This window comes from Paenibacillus ehimensis NBRC 15659, assembly GCF_004000785.1.
GTDB classification, from domain to species: domain Bacteria; phylum Bacillota; class Bacilli; order Paenibacillales; family NBRC-103111; genus Paenibacillus_G; species Paenibacillus_G ehimensis.
Map to the genome: position 1 here is coordinate 1 of NZ_BILX01000113.1, position 14,868 is coordinate 14,868.

A 14,868-nucleotide genomic window follows, 5' to 3' on the forward strand; every position below is an offset into this window, starting at 1 on the left:
TGCTTAACTTGCAAGGTGTTTTTGATCCCTGTCTCACAAACGGGGGTCAGTTCCGATTTTAGAGGGAAGCGGTTTTTTTGTTCCGGTTTGGCAGACCATACGAAAAATGCTTGACAGCGTGGAGTACGATATGTTAAATTTTAAACAATTAAATTGTACACAATTTAATTGCGAATTATCTAATTTGCAGCAAATCCGCTTTACGTAGATCATCAAACGATAATGGAGGAATTATCATGTCTATTTACTCATTCAAAGCGAACAATATTCGAGGTCAAGAAGTCGGTCTGGAGCAATATGAGGGCAAGGTGGTGCTGATCGTCAATACGGCAAGTAAATGCGGCTTCACCTCGCAGTATGCCGATCTGCAAAAGCTGTACGAAAAATACCGGGACCAAGGACTTGTCATTCTTGGCTTCCCATGCAATCAATTCGGAGAGCAGGAGCCGGGGAGCAGCGAAGACGTCCATACCTTTTGCCAGTTGAACTATGGGGTTTCGTTTCCATTGTTTGAGAAAGTGGACGTACGTGGTTCGGAGAAGCATCCGCTTTTTGCTTATGTCACGGAACAAGCCCCGTTCGAGGGGTTTGATCAAAACCAGCCGGCCGGCCAAAGGCTGAGCGCGTTTCTGCAGGAGAAGCAGCCTGAGCTGCTGGAAGGCGACGACATTAAATGGAACTTCACGAAGTTTCTCGTCAATCGCGAAGGCAAGGTCGTTAAGCGGTTTGAATCGACGGTCGACCCGCTCGATATCGAACCGGCAGTCGAAGCTTTACTATAACGGACACCGCAAAATCCCTGAGGGCCTTAAGGCTTTCGGGGTTTTTTATATTCTCCGCTCGAATACGATTGACAAAGCCGTTGTTTGGATATATAGTTAGTTACATGAGTAATTAACCAGTTTGGTGGTGAGCAAATGACCCTAATAGACGACAGCCGGCCGATTTTTGTTCAGATCGCCGAACGGATTGAAAATGACATCATCGAAGGCGGAATGCCTGAAGAATCGCAGGTTCCTTCGACGAACCAATTCGCGGCATTTTATCAGATCAACCCGGCGACGGCGGCCAAGGGAGTCAATCTGTTGGTGGACCAAGGAATTTTGTACAAGAAGCGGGGGATAGGCATGTTTGTAGCGGCCGGGGCACGCGCGCAATTGATGGAGAAGCGGAGAGAGCAGTTTTTTGAGCAATATGTGGTGACGATGATCCGGGAAGCCGAGAAGCTTGGGATTACATCGGAGCAGCTGATGGATATGATTCGGAGAGGGGACGAGGGCAAATGAATCCGATAGTCGAAGTGAACCGGCTGACGAAGTCGTACGGGAACGTTATGGCGGTGGACGATATCAGCTTTGCCATACAGCCGAACAAAATTTACGGGCTTCTCGGGAGAAACGGAGCGGGCAAGACGACGGTCATGCATATGATTACGGCTCAAATTTTCCCTACCAGCGGAGACATTGAAGTTTTCGGTGAAAATCCGTATGAGAACAATAGCGCACTCAGCAAAATGTGCTTTATTAAAGAAAGTCAGAAGTACCCCGACAGTTTTCAAGTCGTCGATGTGTTGGAGGTGGCGGAATCGTTGTTTCCGCAGTGGGACCGGGAGTACGCTTACGAGCTGATCGAGACGTTCGGGCTCCCGCTGAAGCGGAAAATGAAAAAGCTGTCCCGAGGCATGCTGTCTGCCGCAGGAATTGTTGTCGGTCTTGCCAGCCGGGCGCCGCTTACGATATTCGACGAGCCGTACTTGGGCCTCGATGCGGTGGCCAGAGGCTTGTTCTACGAAAAGCTGCTCGAGGATTACTCGGCCCATCCGCGAACCGTCGTATTGTCGACGCATTTGATCGATGAAGTCAGCCGGATTCTGGAGTATGTGATTGTGATCGATCGCGGCAAGCTGATCCTGAACGAGGATACCGAAGCGCTTCGGGGGCGGGCGTTTACGGTCATAGGGACGGCTCATAACGTCGAAAAATTCATCCGGGCCCGGGAGATCATCCACCAGGAAGGATTCGGCGGACTGATGTCGGCAACGGTGATGGATGAGCTGAGCGATAAAGACCGGAAGGAAGGGGAAGCGCTCGGACTCGAATTTTCCCCCGTTTCCTTACAGCAGTTGGTCGTCCATTTGACAAAGCATACCTCGGATAGAAAGGCGGGAATTGCTCTATGAACCGCATTGCGAGCGTAACGAAAATGCATTTGAGAGATAAGCTTTCCTGGATCTACATGCCTTGGATTATTACTTTAGTCAACCTCGTCATCCATGTTATCATCAGATTTTCCATCGGCGCGAAGGACGGAATGTATTCCGGCGGCATCACTTCTCTTTACGTATACATGCTGGTGATCGGGATCATTGCTCTGCCGCAAACGTTCGTCTTTGCGCTTGGCTTGGGTGTCCGGAGAAAAGATTATTTTGCCGGTACGGCCATGAACGCCGCTTTGGTCAGCATGAGTACGGCCATCCTGCTGCTGCTTCTCTCCCTGCTTGAAGGCTGGAGCGGCGGCTGGGGAGTGGGTCTCCACTTTTTCCGTATGCCTTATTGGAGCGACGGTACGGTGCTTGGGCAAATAGCGAGAAATTTCGTGTTAATGCTGCATCTGTTCTTTCTTGGGTTCGTCATTTCGTGCGTCCAGCGGCGGTATGGTTGGTTTGGCATGATGGTATTATCGGGGGCCGTCTTCGCGGTTGTCAGCGTCCTCGTCGTTTTGGCAAGCTATTACCAATGGTGGGGGGGCCTGTTTCAATGGATCGCGGGCAAATCGGTGTCCGAATGGGCAGGCTGGTTGTTTGCGCTACTGATCGTCTATGCGCTTGCGTCGTATTCCATGCTTCGCAAGGCCGCTGTATGACGAAGCCGCAAGGGAAAATAACGTTATAACGAAACGGTTCGTTGCTTGTCCTTCTGCTCTGCGCTATCATGGTTATTAAAGGATGCATACCTTTGGGAGGACACGGATGGAAGCGACGATCGACGATTTTCATAAGCTGGACCTGCGGATCGGAACGGTGATGGCCGCCGAGCCTTTCCCGGAAGCGCGGGTTCCGGCCATTAAGCTGCAGATCGATTTCGGAGAGTTTGGGATCAAGCGCTCCAGCGCGCAGATCACGAAGCGGTACGTGCCGGACGATCTTATCGGCAGACAGGTTGTAGCGGTTGTTAATTTTCCGCCCAGACGCATTGCCGGATACGTATCCGAGGTGCTGGTTCTCGGCGGAGTGCCGGAGCAAGGGGACGTTATTTTGCTGGCCCCGGACCAGAAGGCTCCGAACGGGACGCCGATCGCATAACGTTGCAAAAGTACTCCATCTTCCTCGGAAGCAGGAGTACTTTTTTTTGTACGCGGCTTGTTATTTGGATTTCTTCGAGCTTTGGTCGCCGGTGCGGGTTGTCGTGTTCTGATTCCCGTGGCCTTGCTGCTTGCCGGACATGTGCGGCACCTCCTGTCCTTTGCTTCTCGAATGAATGGGTCCTTTATAGTATGACAAGCCGGGATGTGGTTATTCAGACTGACTTTAGGGGCGGAATACCAAAAAAGTTGAAGTATCCCTCTGTTCGGACCGAAGCAACTGTGCTACAATTGGGCACATAGGACTACTTTAGATGATTCGTTAGAACCATATCGAACCGATGCGGAAGTAGGAAAAAGAGGGGCGTGCCGCCATGACGATGCTGAAAGTAGCTAACTGCCCGAACTGCGGACAAGTATTTCAAAAAAATTTACGCAATCTGTGTCAGGATTGTATCGATCAGGTTCACGACGATTTCGACCGCTGTGAAGCTTATTTGCGCGGCAACCGGAAGGCGACGACCGAAGAGCTGAGCAGGGCTACGGGGGTCTCCGCCAAGCGTATCGCCGAATTCATCGTATCGAACCGGCTGCCGGTCGCCTATTACCCCGGATTGACGTATCCGTGCAATAGCTGCGGCTCGCCTATCAAACAGCATCACTTATGCAATTCGTGCCGGATTCGGATCGTGAACGATATTCATAAGATGAACCAGCAGGAAGCAAAGCGGAAAGAGCGGGGCGTCGGCTTCCAAATTCGAGATCGGCTCAGCCGTTGAAATCAAGTGCTACTTTATGCCGTTTGGCCGAGTGGTTTGCGCGCGTCGGCTTAAGCATGATCCCATGCCAAGAGTGATTTCCGTAACGTGCACATCTAAATTTGTTCACAAATTTTTCACGGGAATGGCATGAAAGGGCATGTGTAAAGTCGCTCGTATTTTGTACAATAAGACTATACGTCTTTACGGCCAAACAGTAAGGGGGGGATTATCTATGCAAAAGTGGGCTATGTTTTCACTGTTCATCGTCGCCTGTCTCCTTGGCGCGGGCGTTTTATTCCAGAACATCTCCGCCCGACAAGCGGAAATGGCAAAAGAGGAATCGGCGGGTCCTTCGATTAAATTCGTAGCGACGAACTATCAGTTCGATAAGCCGGAATACACGGCGAAAGCCGGCGAGAAGATGACCGTGTCTTTGTTGAACAAGGAAGGGCTTCATGCGCTTGAGATCGTAGGTACGAACGTGAAGCTGGACAACAACAACAAGTCGATGGAAGTGACCTTCGACAAACCGGGTACGTATGAAGTGCACTGCACGCTGCCTTGCGGTCCGGGACATGCGGAGATGAAAACCAAGATCGTCGTATCCTAATCGCAATATATCGTTTAACCTATGTGCCAAGGAAGTCTCGGAGCCGTCTCCCGGGGCTTTCTTTTCTTTTTGCCGCGGAGGGAATATAATACGGGGGAAGACTACGTGACAGGGGAGTTGACCCGGATGAGAACGGTCGATATCATACATAGCAAGCGGGATGGCAAGGAGCTGTCTTCTGAAGAAATCGCCTTTTTAATCGAAGGCTATACGAGAGGCGAAATTCCGGATTACCAAATGTCCGCTTGGGCGATGGCGGTCTATTTTAACGGTATGTCCGCGCGGGAAACGGCGGATTTAACGCTGGCGATGGCGCGTTCGGGAGACCAGGTCGATCTAAGCTCCATTCCCGGCATCAAGGTCGATAAGCACAGCACAGGCGGTGTTGGAGATACGACGACGCTCATCGTAGGGCCGTTGGTTGCGGCGGCCGGCATCCCTGTGGCGAAAATGTCCGGCCGCGGTCTCGGCCATACGGGCGGGACGATCGATAAGCTGGAGGCGATACCGGGGTTTGCCGTCGAGCGGACCACGGAGCAGTTTTTGGCGCAGGTGCGGGAGATCGGGCTCGCGGTAGTCGGTCAAACCGGGAACCTGACACCGGCCGACAAGAAGCTGTACGGCTTGCGGGACGTGACGGGGACGGTGGAATCGATTCCCTTGATTGCGAGCTCCATCATGAGCAAAAAAATCGCTTCCGGCGCGGACGCCATTGTCCTCGACGTGAAGACCGGCCGCGGCGCGTTTATGAAATCGCTGGACGATTCGATCAAGCTGGCGCAAGCGATGGTCGATATCGGGACGGAGGTTGGCCGGGAGACGGTTGCGGTGATTACCAACATGGACGAGCCTCTCGGTCCTTCCATCGGCAACTCGCTTGAGGTGCTGGAAGCGATCGATACGCTCAGCGGCCGGGGACCGGCCGAGCTGACGGAGCTTTGTCTGGAATTGGCGGCGCATATGGTGCGCCTTGGGGGCAAAGCGGACAGCGAGGCCGAAGCGAAGGAGCTCGTCACCCGCTTGCTTGAAAATGGCGAGGCGCTCGCGAAGCTGAAGCAGTTCATTGCCGCGCAAGGAGGCGACGCCCGTGTAACCGAAGATCCCTCCCGGCTTCCGCAAGCCGCCCGCCGTGTGGACGTACCCGCTCCGGAAGAAGGGTACGTAGCTGCGATTGATGCGGAAGCGCTAGGGATTACCGCGATGCTGCTTGGAGCGGGCCGTGCGACTAAAGAAGACAAGATCGATCTGGCCGTCGGCATCAAGCTGTTCAAGCGGGTCGGTGATCCGGTGAAGAAGGGCGAGCCGCTTGCCGAGCTGTACATCAACCGCGAGGATTCGGCGGAAACGGCCGAAATGATGCGGCGGACGGCCGCTGCTTTCACAATCGCTTCGGCGCGTGCCGAAAAATTGAAATTGATTTATGCCGTCGTTACGAAGAACGGCATTCGTAAGCTGTAGCAGCTAATGATCGATGCAGGAAGCCCGGGATGTTTGTCCCGGGCTTCTTTGCGTGCATGCCAAACGATGGGAGTAAGCATACTAAATACGAATATCACCCACAGGGAGGCTGAAACAACGATGAATCACGTTAATGTATGGGTCCGCGCCTCGGTCGTGCTTGGCTGCGTCGCCGTCCTGGCCGCCGGCTGCACGAACAGGCAGCAGGCGCGCATGCAACAGCAAACCGCCCAGACCCAGCAGCAAACCACTCAAACCCAGCAGCAAACCGCCCAAACTCAGCAGCAGACCCATCATGCGCAGCAGGGAACGAATCAGGGGACACAGCCGTTTCAAAATAACGACAGGCGAATCAATATCGCGGATACGGCAGCGAGCAAAATCGTTTCCGAGGTGCCGGAGGTACAGACCGCGAATGTGCTTGTAACCGACCGTACCGCTTATGTGGCGTCTATGCTGAAAAACAACCAGACGCTGACGCAGGACGTCGAGAATCGCATCGCCGAGAAAGTCCGGGCAACGGACGCGAACATTCAGAACGTCTATGTATCCGTCAATCCGGACTTTGTCGGTCGCGTCAATACGTATATAGAGGATGTGCGGGCCGGACGTCCGGTCGCCGGATTCGTACAAGGGTTTGCGGATTTGGTACGCCGTGTGTTCCCTACCGCGCGTTAGAGCCGCATCCTCCAGCTCCCGATACAAGCCGGGGATCGCGCCAGCTTCCCGGCAGTTTGTTTTCCTGTTTTGGAATATTTTTCTGCGGATTCGTCAACACTGACTACCAGTACCTACAATCGAGCTCCGACAGGAGGGGAGAATAGGGTTATGTTCAGCAAAGTGATCAAATGGTCGATCTGTGCCCAGCTTCTGCTGCTGGTCGCGCTGCCGCCCGCTATGGCGGAAGAAGCGAAAAAGGCCCAGCCCATTGAGCTGGCTCCGAATGCCGTATCTTCCGTTATCATGGATGCGGATTCCGGTACGATCATTTACGAGAAAAACAAAGATGCCAAGCTTCCCCCGGCCAGCATCACGAAAATTATGACGATGCTGTTGATTATGGAAGCGCTGGACCAAGGAAAAATCAAGCTGGACGAGAAGGTGCGGACAAGCGAATACGCCGCTTCCATGGGCGGCTCGCAGATTTTTCTGGAAGCCGGCGAGGAAATGACGGTACGCGAGATGCTGAAAGGCATCGCTTTGGCCTCCGGCAACGACGCATCGGTGGCGATGGCGGAGAAAATTGCAGGTACGGAAGAAGCATTCGTTCGAATGATGAACGAGCGTGCCGCGCAGCTGGGAATGAAAAATACCCATTTTGCCAATGCCAACGGATTGCCTGCCGAAAATCACGTCTCTTCCGCCTATGACATTGCACTGATGTCCAGAGAGCTGCTCAAGCACGAGGAAATTACCCAGTATACCGGTTTATACCAAGACTATTTGCGCAAGGATACGCCCAAGCCTTTTTGGCTCGTCAATACGAACAAGCTGGTGCGCTTTTATTCGGGGGCAGACGGCTTGAAAACCGGCTACACGAGTGAAGCGAAATTTTGTCTGTCGGCAACGGCAAAGCGCGACAACCTGCGCGTCATCTCCGTGGTCATGGGCGAGCCGGATACCAAGACGCGCAACGCGGAAGTCACGCGAATGTTCGATTATGCGTTCTCGCAATATACGAATCTTCCGATCTATAAGACCGGAGATTCGCTTGGCGAAGTGAGAATCGGCAAAGGCGAGGTACCGGTCGTTCCGCTCACGGCCACACATCCGTACAGCGTCTTGCTCAAAAAAGGAGAAGCCGCCGACGGCATCCGCCACGAAGTCCAGCTGCGGACGGATTTGAAAGCACCGGTTGCCGCCGGAGAGCCGATCGGTAAAATCGTCGTCTACAAAGGCGATCAGGTACTGACCGAATTCGCGCTGGAATCGCCCGTGAATGTGAAAAAAGCCGGTTGGTGGACCTTGACGAAACGAACGGCGAAGCGGATGTTTTTCTTGGATTGACAAACAGCCGCCAGTCGGACATACACAGCATGATCCCCGCAGATAAAGCTTACGCCGCCGCGGGGATTTTGTGCTATTCCGCTGCGCTTTCTGTCGCTTTTGTTCTAGTTATAGCGCATTTCTTCTAGTTTTGTCGGGGGGCAGGAAAAGGATTCCTTCACGTAGAAATGAGTGTGCATGAACGGGAAGGAGTGAGCAGCTTGAGTCTGCAAATCGAACTCGAACATTACCGCCAAACGCTGATCGTCAGGCTTCAGGGAGAGCTGGACCATCATACGGCGGACACGGTCAAAACGCGGATGGAAGAGGCGGTTATGCGCGGAAACGTCAACCACATCATTATGAGCTTCAAGGAGCTGACCTTCATGGATAGCTCAGGCCTTGGCGTCATTCTGGGCCGCTATAAGCAGATTACGGCGCGCGGCGGCAAAATGGTCGTCTGCGACCTGAATCCCGCCGTGTACCGGCTTCTTGAAATGTCCGGGCTGTTCAAAATCTTGTCGATTCAGGATGACGAAAGAAAAGCGCTGCAAAGTCTGGAGGTCGCCCTATGAGTGAACGAAACTTTATGACGCTGAAGTTTGCGAGCCGCTCCGAGAACGAATCGTTCGCCCGTGTAACCGTCGCCGCTTTCGTATCGCAGCTGGACCCGACGCTGGATGAGCTGACGGATATCAAGACGGTCGTATCCGAAGCGGTGACGAACTCTATCATTCACGGCTACGACAATCGCCCGGACGGGATTGTAACGATTACAGCCGAGCTCGAGGGGGACACGGTTTTTATTACCGTGACGGACGAAGGCGCTGGTATCGAGGATCTGGATCTGGCCAAGCAGCCGCTGTATACGTCGAAGCCGGAGCTGGAACGGTCCGGGATGGGCTTCACGATCATGGAAAATTTCATGGATGCGATCGAAGTGACGACAGCCTTAGGCACAGGCACCACGATTAGAATGAAGAAGCGAATCGAATCGAAAAAAGCTCTTTTCAATTAGGGGTCTGATCTCATGGATGTAGATTTGAAGCACGCCTCACACAGCTATTTGGACGATAGCGAAGTCAAACGATTGATCGCGCTCAGCCAGTCCGGCGACACCGTGGCCAGAGATACGCTGGTGCAATGCAACATCCGTCTGGTCTGGTCGGTCGTGCAGCGGTTTCTCAACCGGGGCTACGAGGCCGAGGACTTGTTTCAGATCGGCTGCATCGGACTGCTCAAGTCGGTGGATAAGTTTGACTTGTCGTATGATGTGAAGTTTTCAACGTATGCGGTACCGATGATCATCGGGGAGATCCAGCGTTTTCTGCGCGACGACGGAACGCTGAAGGTCAGCCGTTCGCTCAAGGAGCTGGCCAACAAAATCCGCAAGACGAAGGACGAGCTTTCGAAACGGAACGGCCGGCTGCCGACGATCAAGGAAGTGGCGGAGGAGCTTCAAATCACGCCGGAGGAGGTCGTATTCGCCCAAGAAGCGAACAAGCCTTTGTCCTCGATCCATGAAACCGTTTTTGAAAACGATGGCGATCCGATCACCTTGATGGATCAGATCGCAGACGAGGGCGGAGACAAGTGGTTCGACAAGCTGGCGCTCAATGAGGCGATCGGTGCGCTGAACGAACGGGAACGCTTGATCGTATATCTCCGTTATTTCCGGGATCAAACGCAGTCCGAGGTGGCCAGCAGGCTTGGGATTTCCCAGGTGCAGGTCTCGCGGCTCGAGAAAAAGATTTTGCAGTCGATCAAGGATCAGATTGCCCAATAAATTCACTGCCAGCCTAAGCTCTTCGAGGTTCCTCCTGAGGGAACCGGCGGGGAGCTTTTCTTATTTTGACCTAAAAAGAGAACGAGCGAACGGCCTCGTCCTCTTGGCGCGTTCTTGAGGACGGCTTGCCGCTAACGGGCCCGGGCTCTGTCTTCGTCGCGGAACAGCAAGGCGATGCAGTACAGCCCCGCCAAACCGACCAGCGTATAGATGATTCGGCTGAAGCCCGAAGATTCGCGATGCGCGTCGCCCCCGAAGAGAGCCGTGACCAAATCCCATTCGAATAACCCCACAAGCAGCCAGTTTAAAGCTCCGATAATCACGAGCGTTAAAGCCGTTCTTCTCATATGCTCGGCACCTTCCTTTAAGCAAAGTTTGGGTGATTTTCTGTTCTTGCCCTTACTGTTTGTCAAGCCTCTTTCCTTTATGCTTCGGCCCCCAGTGAAATTTTTGCCAAAGTCATGGACGTTTACCGCCATGCGCAATTATTCATACTACCGTTAAATGCATGGTAAGGGAGGATTCGGAGATGGACCGTGCTTCCGCTCCGTCCCTGTACATCCGATTGCGCAAACGGATGCGGGTCAGCCGCGGCGATCCGATTCGGCTCGGGCACATTGCCGTCTTTCTGACGGAGCCCGAGTACGAGGCGGAGCTGCGCGAGCTGGAATTGTACCGCCCCGAGGAGCATGACGGCAGCCTGCTGCTTATCGATATGATGCTGGTCGTGCGCAAAGTCAAAGAGCGGTTTCCATTCATGAACATTGAGCATTTCGGCGACCCGCACGCGCTGGTTGAAATTTCCGGGAAATCGCGGCCGCCCAGCCTATTCCTCATCGTTTTGGTGTGGCTGCTGCTTTTTATCGGCTCGGGTCTGGCCATCATGAACTTTCACGCCGATGTCAGCATGGCCGAAGTCCACCGAAGCATCTACAAGCTGCTCACCGGCAAACAGACCGAGCGTCCGCTGCTGCTGCAAATTCCTTATTCGTTTGGCATCGGCATCGGGATGATCGTCTTTTTCAATCACCTGTTCAAGAAAAAGTTCAACGAGGAACCGAGCCCGTTGGAGGTGGAAATGTTCATGTACCAGGAAAATGTCAATCAATATGTCATTGCCGAGGAATACGCAAAAATCAATCGCTCGCCGGACCGGGAGCCGCCGCCTTGACCGGACTGCTGAGCGGGCTTCTGCTTGCTTTTGTCGGCTTGGCCGGAGGCCTTGCGGTTGGCAGCGGCATGGTTGCTTTTCTGGTGGTGCTGGATATCATACCGAGGCTGGCGCAAATCAGCAGATCGTACCGGTCGATCCGCTTATACGAAGGTGCAGTCGTGATGGGTGCGGTTTTTTTTACGGTGACGGATTTGTTTCAATGGAGCTTCCGGCTGTTTCCGTTGTCCGCCTCGCTGTTCGGCCTATTAGCCGGCTGCTTTGTCGGCATGCTGGCGGCAGCGCTGACCGAGGTCATCAATGTGCTGCCGATTTTGGCCAAAAGAATCCGGATGGAAGAGTATATGATCTGGCTGCTGATGGCGATGATTTTCGGGAAAATGCTTGGCTCGCTGATCGACTGGCTCGGGTTAGTGCAATAAGGGTCCGAAGCCTGCGCCGCAACATAATTCACTGGGGGGTGAAGTGGTGAACAAGCAAACCAAACGCGCGAAATTGATAGGCGGGAAACCGAAAAAGCTCCGCAGCTTCAAGCCGCCGGAGGAAGACAAGCTGATCGTCGATGAGGAAGGCAATATTATCGGCAGCCTGAAGGCGGACGAACCGGAGGAGGCATCTGCGGAAGGCCGGAGGGAGCACCATTCTCCATCGGGCGATTCGGCAACGGGAATGTCGCGGAAGATGCGTCAGGAGACGCAATTGACCGCGGAGGAGCGGGAGCTCAAGGAGAGTCCGGAAATTTCTGCGGATTTCGACCGTCTCAAGCGGCAGTTGGAAGAGCGCGTAGGCTTGAACAAAAGCTTCGATGTCATCTTTCGCGAAATGGTGTTCGGCGGGCAGAAAACAGGGATTTTCTACTTTAACGGGTTCGTTAAAGATTTAGTGCTGACCGAAATTCTGGAACGGCTTTCTTATGCCGATCAGGTGCATAGAGAAGCGGAACACAGAAGACCCGCGGAGGAGCACCGGAGACCGTACCGGAACTGGCGAACGGACCGCGCGGAGGAGCCTTCCGAACGCCAGGAGGAAAGCGGGCGCCGCAATATGATCGGCTTGTTCGAAGAGGCGCTGATTCCTCACATGCAGGTGAAACGGACCTCCAAGATTAAGGAAGCGATCGATAATGTGGCGATGGGCGGCACGGCCTTTTTCTTCGAGGGCCAATGCGAAGCCGTTCTGGTCGATGCCAAGAGCTTTCCGGCCCGCACAACCGAAGAGCCCGAGCTCGAACGCGTCGTACGGGGCTCCCGCGACGGCTTTGTCGAGACGCTGCTTACCAATGTGACCTTGGTACGCCGAAGAGTGCGGGATCCGCGGCTGAAGCTGGAGATTACGCAGGTGGGCAAACGGACGCAGACCGACATTTGCATAGGTTATATTCAAGATATTTGCGATATGAAACTGGTGGAGTCGATCCGCGACAAGATCAAGCAGGTCGAGGTCGACGGACTGCCGCTTGCCGAGAAGCAGCTGGAGGAAGCGATTATCGGCAAAGGCTGGAACCCGTATCCGTCCGTCCGCTATTCCGAGCGCCCGGACGTGGTGGCCGCTCATCTGATGGAAGGCCATGTGATCGTCTTTGTCGATACTTCACCCTCGGTCATGATTCTGCCGACGACGTTCTTTCATCATGTGCAGCATGCCGAGGAGTACCGCCAGACGCCGATTGTCGGCACGTACCTGCGTTGGGTGCGGTTTATCGGCATCGCCGCCTCGATTTTCCTGCTTCCGCTGTGGTTTCTCTTCGTGACCTCGCCCGAGCTGAAGCCGGCGGGGCTCGATTTTCTGGGGCCCCAGAAGCCGGGGAGAATTCCGCTGCTGGGCCAGTTTCTGATCGCGGAGCTCGGCATCGATCTGATGCGGATGGCCGCCGTCCATACGCCTTCGCCGCTCGCGATCGCGATGGGCTTGGTGGCGGCGATCTTGGTAGGAGATGTAGCCGTCAAGGCGGGGTTATTTACGAACGAAATCATCCTGTACTTGTCGGTTGCCTCAGTCGGTACGTTTGCGACTCCAAGCTACGAGCTCAGTTTGGCAAACCGGCTTTCCAGGCTTGTGCTGCTTGTGGCTACCGCGGTTTTTAAAGTACCGGGATTGGTGGTCGGCTCCACCTTGCTGCTGCTTATGCTGGCGCTGCAGCGCTCGTACAATACGCCTTATTTGTGGCCGTTTATCCCGTTCAATATGAAAGCGGCTCTACATATTTTGGTAAGGCCTCCGTTTATTTCCATGAAAACGCGGCTGAGTCTGACCAGGCCGACGGACCGCACCCGGCAGCCGCAGCGCTGACATACCGGACATAAAGCTGCATCCTCGCGCCCCTTCGAAGCCCGGCTTCGGAGGGGTGTTTTGCATATTGTGTTTTGCTGCTTGTCTGTGGTACTTTAAAAGTAATGTCTTTTCATGGGGAGAAGGAGTCGAACAAGATGTATCTACACGGCACCAGCAAGATTAACGACAGGGGACATCTGGAAATCGGCGGCTGCGACACCGTTGATTTAGCCGAGCGCTACGGAACACCGCTGTATGTTATGGACGAACAATTGATCCGCCAGCGCTGCCGCGAATTTGTGCAAGCTTTTCGCGCTACAGGCCTCCGGTTTCAGGTAGCATATGCCAGCAAAGCGTTCTGCGTTATGGCTATGTGTCGTATTGTGGAGGAAGAAGGCATGTCGCTGGACGTCGTATCGGACGGCGAATTATATACCGCACTGGAAGCCGGTTTTCCGGCTGAGCGTATTCATTTCCACGGCAATAACAAGACGCCGCAGGAGCTTGAGATGGCGGTTAACGCCAAGATCGGCTGCTTCGTCGTGGATAACTTCGTGGAGCTGCACATGCTCAACGCCATCGCGGGAGAGAAAAGGCAAAAAGTAAATGTTCTGCTGCGCATCACCCCAGGGGTGGATGCGCATACGCATGAATATATATCGACGGGCCAGACGGATTCGAAGTTCGGCTTTGATCTCGCCAACGGCGCGGCCGAGCAGGCAGTCAAGGAAGCGTCGGAGCTGCCGAATATCGAGCTGCTCGGCGTTCATTCGCACATCGGCTCGCAAATTTTCGAGGTCGGCGGCTTCCGGCTTGCGGTCGATAAAGTAGCCGATTTCGCAGTCCATATCCGGGAAAAGCTGGGTCTGACGTTTCCCGTTATCAATCTGGGCGGGGGCTTCGGCATCCGTTATGTGGAAGGCGATTCGCCGCTGCCTGTCGCCGAGTACGTGAATTCGATCGCCGAAGCGATCCAGACGAAATTCGGCGAAAATGGCTATCCGCTGCCCGAGATTTGGACAGAGCCGGGACGCAGTATCGTCGGAGACGCAGGAACGACGCTGTACACCATCGGCACGTACAAGGATATTCCCGGCGTGCGCAAATACGTAGCCGTCGACGGCGGGATGACGGACAATCCGCGTCCGGCGCTGTACGAAGCCCAGTATGAGGCCATGCTCGCGAATCGGGCTTGCGAAGCGAACGAAGAGGTCGTATCCATCGCGGGGAAGTGCTGCGAGAGCGGCGACATGCTCATTTGGGACGTAAGTTTGCCGCAGGCTCGCACGGGCGATTTGCTGGCTGTAGCCTGCACCGGTGCGTACAACTACGCAATGTCGAGCAACTATAACCGCATCCGCCGCCCGGCCGTCGTTTTCGTGAAGGACGGCGAGGCCGATATCGTGGTAAAGCGCGAATCGTTCGAGCATATGCTCGGCAACGACGTCGTACCCGAACGGATGCGGCAAGTGACGGCCAAGACGCTATAACCAAGCGAGAGAAACGTCCGGTCCTTGGGACCGGC

The 14,868-nt window shown here is 54.3% G+C and carries 18 protein-coding genes; 17 read left to right on the forward strand and 1 reads right to left on the reverse strand.

Translation table 11 applies throughout. The features are described 5' to 3' along the window. Window positions 1-236 precede the first annotated feature (236 nt). The 13 genes from PEH01S_RS32240 (at window position 237) to sigF (ending at window position 9,901) form a co-directional block, all read left to right on the forward strand. Window positions 237-782: a glutathione peroxidase gene (locus PEH01S_RS32240; protein ID WP_025846503.1), complete on the forward strand. Its 546-nt coding sequence runs from the start codon at window positions 237-239 to the stop codon at window positions 780-782. A 135-nt stretch (window positions 783-917) separates the two neighbouring features. Further along, the gene (locus PEH01S_RS32245) at window positions 918-1,286 is read left to right on the forward strand and encodes a GntR family transcriptional regulator (protein ID WP_025846501.1); all 369 of its coding nucleotides are present in this window, start codon (window positions 918-920) and stop codon (window positions 1,284-1,286) included. Beyond that, window positions 1,283-2,179 carry an ABC transporter ATP-binding protein gene (locus PEH01S_RS32250; protein WP_025846499.1) on the forward strand — a complete coding sequence of 299 codons (897 nt, stop codon included), beginning with the start codon at window positions 1,283-1,285 and terminating at the stop codon, window positions 2,177-2,179. The genes PEH01S_RS32245 and PEH01S_RS32250 overlap by 4 nt, the downstream gene beginning before the upstream one ends. Next, window positions 2,176-2,862, forward strand: a complete 687-nt coding sequence (locus PEH01S_RS32255) for a hypothetical protein (protein WP_025846497.1) — start codon at window positions 2,176-2,178, stop codon at window positions 2,860-2,862. Before PEH01S_RS32250 ends, PEH01S_RS32255 begins: the two co-directional genes overlap by 4 nt. 106 nt (window positions 2,863-2,968) lie before the next feature. Then, window positions 2,969-3,301: a chaperone CsaA gene (csaA, locus tag PEH01S_RS32260; protein ID WP_127490238.1), complete on the forward strand. Its 333-nt coding sequence runs from the start codon at window positions 2,969-2,971 to the stop codon at window positions 3,299-3,301. A gap of 373 nt (window positions 3,302-3,674) precedes the next feature. Further along, window positions 3,675-4,079 carry a flagellar protein gene (locus tag PEH01S_RS32265; RefSeq protein WP_127490239.1) on the forward strand — a complete coding sequence of 135 codons (405 nt, stop codon included), beginning with the start codon at window positions 3,675-3,677 and terminating at the stop codon, window positions 4,077-4,079. Window positions 4,080-4,293: 214 nt separating this feature from the next. Then, on the forward strand, window positions 4,294-4,671 hold the full coding sequence (locus PEH01S_RS32270) for a cupredoxin domain-containing protein (RefSeq protein ID WP_025846491.1): 378 nt from the start codon (window positions 4,294-4,296) through the stop codon (window positions 4,669-4,671). A gap of 126 nt (window positions 4,672-4,797) precedes the next feature. Next, on the forward strand, window positions 4,798-6,129 hold the full coding sequence (locus tag PEH01S_RS32275) for a pyrimidine-nucleoside phosphorylase (RefSeq protein WP_127490240.1): 1,332 nt from the start codon (window positions 4,798-4,800) through the stop codon (window positions 6,127-6,129). 120 nt (window positions 6,130-6,249) lie between these two features. Next, window positions 6,250-6,807, forward strand: a complete 558-nt coding sequence (locus PEH01S_RS32280; protein ID WP_164828118.1) for a YhcN/YlaJ family sporulation lipoprotein — start codon at window positions 6,250-6,252, stop codon at window positions 6,805-6,807. Window positions 6,808-6,957: 150 nt separating this feature from the next. Then, the gene (locus PEH01S_RS32285; RefSeq protein WP_127490242.1) at window positions 6,958-8,136 is read left to right on the forward strand and encodes a D-alanyl-D-alanine carboxypeptidase family protein; all 1,179 of its coding nucleotides are present in this window, start codon (window positions 6,958-6,960) and stop codon (window positions 8,134-8,136) included. A gap of 200 nt (window positions 8,137-8,336) precedes the next feature. Then, window positions 8,337-8,690, forward strand: a complete 354-nt coding sequence (gene spoIIAA / locus PEH01S_RS32290; protein ID WP_127490243.1) for an anti-sigma F factor antagonist — start codon at window positions 8,337-8,339, stop codon at window positions 8,688-8,690. Next, window positions 8,687-9,133 (forward strand): anti-sigma F factor, encoded by a 447-nt coding sequence (spoIIAB, locus tag PEH01S_RS32295; protein ID WP_025846481.1) that lies wholly within the window; start codon window positions 8,687-8,689, stop codon window positions 9,131-9,133. Before spoIIAA ends, spoIIAB begins: the two co-directional genes overlap by 4 nt. A 12-nt stretch (window positions 9,134-9,145) precedes the next feature. Beyond that, a complete protein-coding gene (gene sigF / locus PEH01S_RS32300; protein ID WP_025846479.1) occupies window positions 9,146-9,901 on the forward strand; it encodes an RNA polymerase sporulation sigma factor SigF in 756 nt (251 codons plus the stop codon). A gap of 131 nt (window positions 9,902-10,032) precedes the next feature. On the opposite strand, the gene PEH01S_RS32305 is transcribed toward sigF, so the two are convergent. Further along, entirely contained in the window at window positions 10,033-10,248 is a 216-nt protein-coding gene (locus PEH01S_RS32305; protein ID WP_025846477.1) for a DUF378 domain-containing protein, read from the reverse strand. Window positions 10,249-10,430: 182 nt separating this feature from the next. On the opposite strand from PEH01S_RS32305, the gene PEH01S_RS32310 reads away from it, so the two are divergent. From PEH01S_RS32310 to lysA, 4 genes are all read left to right on the forward strand, one after another. After that, window positions 10,431-11,072 carry a stage V sporulation protein AA gene (locus tag PEH01S_RS32310; protein ID WP_025846476.1) on the forward strand — a complete coding sequence of 214 codons (642 nt, stop codon included), beginning with the start codon at window positions 10,431-10,433 and terminating at the stop codon, window positions 11,070-11,072. Next, window positions 11,069-11,494, forward strand: a complete 426-nt coding sequence (locus PEH01S_RS32315; RefSeq protein ID WP_025846474.1) for a stage V sporulation protein AB — start codon at window positions 11,069-11,071, stop codon at window positions 11,492-11,494. Before PEH01S_RS32310 ends, PEH01S_RS32315 begins: the two co-directional genes overlap by 4 nt. Before the next feature lie 46 nt (window positions 11,495-11,540). Then, the gene (locus PEH01S_RS32320) at window positions 11,541-13,361 is read left to right on the forward strand and encodes a spore germination protein (protein ID WP_127490244.1); all 1,821 of its coding nucleotides are present in this window, start codon (window positions 11,541-11,543) and stop codon (window positions 13,359-13,361) included. A 137-nt stretch (window positions 13,362-13,498) separates the two neighbouring features. Further along, the gene (gene lysA / locus PEH01S_RS32325) at window positions 13,499-14,833 is read left to right on the forward strand and encodes a diaminopimelate decarboxylase (protein ID WP_025846470.1); all 1,335 of its coding nucleotides are present in this window, start codon (window positions 13,499-13,501) and stop codon (window positions 14,831-14,833) included. Window positions 14,834-14,868 lie beyond the last annotated feature (35 nt).